This is a genomic window from Emticicia sp. (assembly GCF_049241225.1).
GTDB lineage: Bacteria > Bacteroidota > Bacteroidia > Cytophagales > Spirosomataceae > Emticicia.
In genome coordinates, this window is sequence record NZ_JBMLRC010000172.1 from 2808 (window position 1) to 9662 (window position 6855).

Annotated in this window: 6 protein-coding genes; 4 read left to right on the plus strand and 2 right to left on the minus strand. The window is 38.7% G+C overall.

Annotated features, from left to right (window positions below; all coding sequences use genetic code 11):
- From ACOVO2_RS09920 to ACOVO2_RS09935, 4 genes are all read left to right on the plus strand, one after another.
- Positions 1 to 1292 (plus strand): hypothetical protein (locus ACOVO2_RS09920; protein WP_421769815.1); only part of this gene is annotated, 1292 nt, incomplete at its 5' end.
- Positions 1293 to 1328: 36 nt separating this feature from the next.
- The gene (locus tag ACOVO2_RS09925) at positions 1329 to 3254 is read left to right on the plus strand and encodes a c-type cytochrome (protein ID WP_421769816.1); all 1926 of its coding nucleotides are present in this window, start codon (positions 1329 to 1331) and stop codon (positions 3252 to 3254) included.
- A 75-nt stretch (positions 3255 to 3329) separates the two neighbouring features.
- Positions 3330 to 3575, plus strand: a complete 246-nt coding sequence (locus tag ACOVO2_RS09930; protein WP_421769817.1) for a hypothetical protein — start codon at positions 3330 to 3332, stop codon at positions 3573 to 3575.
- Between the two features lie 7 nt (positions 3576 to 3582).
- The gene (locus ACOVO2_RS09935; RefSeq protein WP_421769820.1) at positions 3583 to 3825 is read left to right on the plus strand and encodes a type II toxin-antitoxin system RelE family toxin; all 243 of its coding nucleotides are present in this window, start codon (positions 3583 to 3585) and stop codon (positions 3823 to 3825) included.
- 9 nt (positions 3826 to 3834) lie between these two features.
- On the opposite strand, the gene ACOVO2_RS09940 is transcribed toward ACOVO2_RS09935, so the two are convergent.
- Positions 3835 to 5934 (minus strand): alpha-amylase family protein, encoded by a 2100-nt coding sequence (locus tag ACOVO2_RS09940; RefSeq protein WP_421769818.1) that lies wholly within the window; start codon positions 5932 to 5934, stop codon positions 3835 to 3837.
- Between the two features lie 28 nt (positions 5935 to 5962).
- Positions 5963 to 6826, minus strand: a complete 864-nt coding sequence (locus tag ACOVO2_RS09945) for a 3-keto-disaccharide hydrolase (protein WP_421769819.1) — start codon at positions 6824 to 6826, stop codon at positions 5963 to 5965.
- Positions 6827 to 6855: the final 29 nt, after the last annotated feature.

Consider the following 6855-nt stretch of genomic DNA (forward strand, 5'->3'; position numbering starts at 1 on the left):
CAGGAAAGAAAATCAGCAATGCAAAAATCTTATCAATCATCTTGAATGGTGTGTTGATTCACGAAAACGTCGAACTAACAGGCCCAACTCGTGGAGCACTGGTAGATAACGAAGTTTTGCAAGGCCCATTACGTTTTCAAGGCGACCACGGAAATGTGGCTTTCCGCAATATCAAATACAAAAGTTTCAATCAAAAATCTCTTACTTTCAAAGATTTGAAATTTGGTGTTTACAAAGGAAATTTCCGCACAGTGGCCGATATTGAGAAAATCAAACCAGAAACAAGCGGAAATGTAGCTCTTTTAAACTGGAATGTGAGCAATGCCGAAAATGAGTTTGCCGTAAAATATATTGGCAAAATCAATGTGCCAGATGCTGGAAAATATACTTTCACGACTGTTCATGGTGGAAATACCCAAATGAAAATCAACGGAGTTGATGCGTTTAAGAATGGTTGGTTAAATTCGGGTGAAAGTCGCCAAGCAACGATTGACCTCCCAGCGGGTGACGTTGATTTTGAAATGTATTATTGGAAAGCCGATGGTTGGTTAGCACCTGCTCTGGGACTTTATGCTGAATCAGCAACGATTCGTAAACAAGCACTTCACTATGCAAACTCTACTTTGGTGGCTAATCCAACTTCACCAATTATGCTCAATCCAACGACCGAACCAGTAGTTTTTCGTTCGTTCATGGATATTCGTGAAGGCGAAAAAGGCAAACGAATTGTTCACGCAGTTTCGGTAGGAAACAAAGAAAATATTCATTTTACGTATGATTTAGATAACGGAGCATTATTTCAAATCTGGAAAGGTGGTTTCTTGAATACCACCCCAATGTGGAACGACCGTGGCGATGGTAGCTCAAAACCAATGGGAAGTTTGACTTCGCTCGGCGATGCTCCACTTTTGAATGTACTTAGTTCTGCATCTGCTGCATGGGGAGATTTAGATGCGTCGTATCGCCCACGTGGATATGAGTTAGATGAAGCTGGCCAACCAACGTTTAAGTACGATTACGCAGGTGTGAACGTATCGGATAAAACCACACCAAGCGAAGACGGAAAAATGTTTAAGCGTGAGATTACGGTAAAAGGTTCAGCCGCAAATCTTTACGCAAGATTAGCAGTTGCCCAAAACATCACAAAGGCAAATGATGGTTTATTTATTATCGGCGAAAACAGCTACTACATAAAAGTAATCGAAGGTACGCCAAGTATCCGTGAGTCGGCAGGAATGAAAGAATTGGTTGCTCCAGTGGGCGAGAAAATTACTTATTCGATTATTTGGTAAAATTGAGGCGTCTCTAAAAACTTAAAAAGAATTCAAATGAAAAACATCATAAAAATATTTATTTCATTAATGACATTTTCGAGCGTATTTGCCCAAAATACTGCCGAAAATGAGTATTACCGCATCATAACGCTACCCGTTCCCGAAGGAATGCTTTTGGAAGTGGGCGGTATCACAACCATGCCTTCGGGCGATGTGGCTTTGGCTACCCGTCGTGGTGATATTTGGATTATCAATAACGCTTACATGAATGTAGGCACTGCTCCCTATTACCGAAAATTTGCGAGTGGTTTGCACGAAATCTTGGGTTTAGTTTATAAAAATGGCTCGTTTTATTGTGCTCAACGTGGCGAACTAACCAAATTGACCGATAAGAATGGCGATGGTCGTGCTGATTCTTACGAAACTGTGGCTAACTTACCAATTTCAGGGCATTACCACGAATATACTTTTGGTCCTAAACTAATGCCAGATGGCTCAATGATTATTACTGGAAACGTTGCATTCGGTGATGAAGAATGGTGGAGAGGCGAAAGTCGCCGACCAGGTAGAGGTTGGGCTATGAAGATTTCGGAAGATGGAAAAGTCGAGCCTTACGCAACTGGTATGCGTTCTCCGTGCGGAATCGGTGCAATTGATGGCGAATTTTGGTATGGAGATAACCAAGGTGATTGGATGGGTTCGGGCTTTATTGCTCAAGTAAACAGAGGGGATTTCATGGGGCATCCAGCGGGTTTGCGTTGGACTGGCGAGCCAAATTCACCAGTAAAACTAACTACTGAGCAACTTTATGCAAAAATCGACCCTCGCAAAACTAAAGATGCTAATGGTTATTACATAAAGCCCGAAAACATCGAAACTGAACGTGGAAAGTATCTTTTTGAAATGAAAAAAGATATTCCAGAATTAAAATTACCAGCAGTTTGGTTGCCTCACGGAGTTTTGGGTATTTCTACGTCTGAAATCATCAAAGACGAGACAAACGGTGCTTTTGGCCCATTTTCAGGGCAACTTTTTGTGGGCGACCAAGGGAAAAGTAACCTGACTCGTGTTTTTATCGAAAAAGTAAATGGTGAATATCAAGGAGCAGCATTTCCTTTCAAAGATGGTTTTCAGTCGGGAACGCTTCGTATGGTTTTTGGTAATGACGGCTCAATGTTTGTCGGTGAAACCAATCGTGGATGGGGTTCGGCAGGAACAACAACTGCTGGTATCGAACGCTTAGTTTGGACAGGAAAAATGCCTTTTGAGATGAAAACCATGAAGGCCACACCAGATGGTTTTGAAGTTGAATTTACGAAGCCTGTCAACAAAGCTACCGCCGCTGATTTCAAGAATTATCAAATCCGTAGTTTCATTTACAAATATCAACCAGTTTATGGTAGCCCAACCGTTGATGAGAAGTTTTTGACCGTGAAAGGCTTGAAAGTATCAGACGATGGAATGAAAGTAAGATTATTGGTAGATGGCTTACGTGAGCATTATATCCACGAACTAAAAGCCGATGGTGTAAAAGATACGGATGGCAAAACACTTCTACACGGTTTGGCATTTTATACACTCAATAATATTCCGAGTGGAGAAAAAATGAGTAGTTATATTCCACGCCCAGCTAACTTAAAGACAAGTTCGGAAAAAACAGCAGAAGTAAAGCTTTCAACACCTGATGATGTGAATGCTAAGAAAACGGCTGCCGTAGCTAAAGCCCCAACATTTGAAGAGGTAAAACCATTATTGCAGAAACATACTTGCGTAGCTTGCCACCAAGCCGATAAACGCATGGTTGGGCCTGCGTTTAAAGATGTAGCAAAAAGAAAATATTCGGACACGAAGATTGTCGAATTAATCTACAAGCCACAGCCTAAAAACTGGCCAGAATACGCCACCGAAATGGCTCCAATGCCGCAAGTTCCGAGAGCAGATGCCTTGAAGATTGCCGCTTGGATAAATTCATTGAAGTAAAAAATTCTGTAAATAAAAATAAGCTCTTTCGGATTTTTCGGAAGAGCTTATTTTTTGTGAAAATTTTTAAAATGAGTGAATTTATCTATTTTTGTTATCATAAATAAAGACAATATGACAGCAATACACCCACAATATATTACTGACAATACTGGAAAAAAAATTTCGGTAATACTTCCTTTGAAAGAATTTGATGCAATAATGGAAGAGTTGGAAGAGTTGGAGGATATTCGTTTGTTTGATGAAGCAAAAAAAGAAGACGATGGTACTCGCATTTTATTTTCCGATTATTTAAAAAACCGTAACACAAAAAATACCTAATTATACCATTGTTTTATCTAAAAAAGCTCAAAAGCAATTAGATAAACTCAGCAACAAAATAGCAGAACCTATCTTTATTGCCATTGCATCACTCGAGACGAATCCACGCCCAAATGGTTATAAGAAGTTAAAAGGGAGAGATGCTTATCGAATCCGAACAGGTGATTATCGAATTATATATAGTGTTATAGACGATAAACTAATTGTTGATGTAATAACTCTTGGACATAGAAAAGACATTTATGAGTAATTCACGTTATTACCTATCAATAACTACCCCATCAAAAGCATTGAGTTGATTGAGCTGAAATTTTACATAACCATCTTTCCAAACAAATTTAATAGGTTTCTCGCTGACCATTGAAAATACCTTTGAAGGTTTGAAATCGGCCTTTATCTTGAAATCAAGTTTGTAAACTGGTAATGGCTCAAAATAAGTGTTGCCACTAAAACCCGTCAGGTTTACAAGGTGCAGAATCATACCATCATTCGTAGTCTTCTGCTCATTTTCGACTATATTTCTGCTATATTTTTGCAAAATAAGCTCTACTCGCTCGGGGGCATTGGTTGTTATCAATTCATTTGCTTCTGGAAAAACATAGTCTATCACGTCAAGCAATATATTCTTGTGCTCTTCATAACCATGCAAATAATAGAGGCGTCCTAAATTAATCGGTAATAAAATGTTTTTACTTTGCTTTTTTACCTTTACCCCCATACCATAAAAACCAGTTGGCTCATGGCCACCAATAATTTCGGGAGGGCCAGGACGGCCTTTGGCTAATATTGGAAGAAAGACTGTATCAGCTTCACTAAAATCATATTTACCTAAATTAAACTTCCAAAACAGCATTTTTTGCTTCTCAAATCGTTTGAAAAGCTCTTTATTGGCCGGACTCAAGTAATTTCCACTTCCTTCATTGTCTTTACTGATGATTTTGGCACCAAAAAGTTCTAAAAGCAAGGCAGGATTATCATACATTGTAGTATTGGTCGCAATCAAATTGACACCTTGCTCCGATGCTTCCCTAAGTGTTTTTATCGAAGCTGAGTTTAGGTAAGTTATATCTGGCAAAATCAATAATTTGTATTGCTTTATTTTTTCAGATAAATGACCGATTTGCGAATCTTCGATTAAATCAAATGGAATATGAGCTTCTTTTAGCATCAACTGAATTCCTCGATATTCCTGCATCGGTAAGCCACTTGGCCAAGAGCCAGGAGCAATAATCGCAATTTTAGCAATCGAAGTATATTTCCCAAAATACTGTTCATGCTTTTTGTGATGAGCATAAATCTTTTTTATAACCCCAAAATTACGCTCATCTTCATAGCCTCTCATATCGCCCATCATGCTAATGTCCAGTCCCGAACCATTGGCAATATTTTCGTAGAGCCTAATGCCAACTTCCTCTGGCTCAACGGCATTGTATCGAGACTGAAATGAAATTTGCTGAATACTACTATTACTGATAATATGTGTAGGAAACGAAGTTGAGGCACTATTGACGTTTTCGGAAGCCGAATAAGGCCAATATGGCAAACTATTCGTCTGAGATTCATGCCGAATGATATCAACGTGTTTATCGAAATAAGTACAAATCGCAATTTGTTCGTTTTTCGATTTTACAAGTTTGTTCAATCGTTCGGCCCAATCTTCAACCGTAAATTTCTTAAATTCAAGATATTTTTGAAAGATACTATCGGCTTTGTTTTCTTCGGTTGGTAATTTCAATCCACCACTAAATTCTGCAAATCGTTTTTTATCGGCCTCATTTTGGTCAATTCCATGATACTTTCCCTCATACGGATTATTGACTTGATAGCCCGGCATATTCAAGAAAATCCCATCAATCGGAAAACGGTCAATCACTTCTTCAATGATTTTAAAAGCACACTCCTGCACATAAGGTGCATTGATAGATACCACATACATATCAGTATTAATGATGCGTTCGCCTTTGGGCGAAACATAACACCAGTCGGGATGTGCTTTAAAAATACTTTCGTGTACTCTACTAAAATCAAATCTGACAATTACCTTGATATTATTTTCATGGCATTTTCTCACAACTTCTCCCAACATGTTATTATTTTTCATGTACGGGTTGATGTAGTGAAATGGAAGTTTGCTCGGGAAAAAAGCCATAATTCCACCCGCATTTATCAAGAGGGTATTGGCCGAAAAGTCTTTTAAATCTTTGACTAATGAATCAGGGTTTAAGGTAGCAGCTTCGTAGGCGGGTAGGTTTGTCTGAATAACTCTTAAATTATTCTGTTTCCACCAAAGAGCTTGTTTTTGGGCAAATACTGACGATAAAATCAAGCAGTAAATGCCCAATAACGTTATTTTTTTCATAGAAAATACACGAGAATGTATGGAGAAACTACTTCTTTTTCTTCTTCTTATAAACACAAGTAGTATTATCAGATTTTACGTAGTAAGATTTATAATTAGATGCTTTGGGGTCGGTGCAACCACAAAGATTTAATAATTCAACTTTACGGAAATCGACAGGGTGGCTTTCGCTTTGTAATGAAATCGAACCTTCTTTCAAGAGTTTTACCTCGGCCATGAGTTTTTCGTCGTGTCCGCTTACATTTCCGCCACCAATTTGTGGTTGTAAATACTCCAAAACTTTTTCGCCATTTACGTAATGAATAATGGCCGAATCTCCCAAAACTGTCACTTCGGCTCTTACCCATTGGTCGCCATCGTAAGTTTTTGAGGTCGAGTTGATGCAATGACGCTTATCCAACTTGTTTTGGTAAACAATATTTGTTCCAGGCGTACAAACATTACAAGTCGTACGATTTCCTTTTCCAAGTCCTCCCAGTAATTGTACTTCAATCGAAATCGGGAAATCTTGGTCTTTGCCCATACTTTCGGGAGTTTGGCCATGCACCATAATTCCGCTGTTTCGAGTTGCCCAACCTGGCCCTTCGATGGCTTGGTCGCCTACGAATCGGTATTCTACCGCAATCTTGTAGTAAGAGAACTTATCTTTATAAAAAATATGCCCAAAACGCTCATTATAAGCAGGATAAGCACTGGCATCGTATCTGACTTTCATTAAACCATCTTCTACTCTAAAAGTATTGCCGTAATTATCGTTGAGGTCATAATTCCTGATTTTAACTTTCCAACCATCAAGGTTTTTGCCGTTGAAGAGCTGTTTCCATTCTTTCTTATCAACTTCTTGTGCGAATGTCAGTAAAGGAAATAACAAAAAAGCGAGTACTTTTTTCATAGAAAATGAGTTTTGTAGAGGTTATAAAA

Bases quoted from the DNA above. Each gene is read 5' to 3' on its own strand.
- ACOVO2_RS09945 (WP_421769819.1), bottom strand. From the start codon at position 6,826: ATGAAAAAAGTACTCGCTTTTTTGTTATTTCCTTTACTGACATTCGCA.
- ACOVO2_RS09925 (WP_421769816.1), top strand. From the start codon at position 1,329: ATGAAAAACATCATAAAAATATTTATTTCATTAATGACATTTTCGAGC.
- ACOVO2_RS09940 (WP_421769818.1), bottom strand. From the start codon at position 5,934: ATGAAAAAAATAACGTTATTGGGCATTTACTGCTTGATTTTATCGTCA.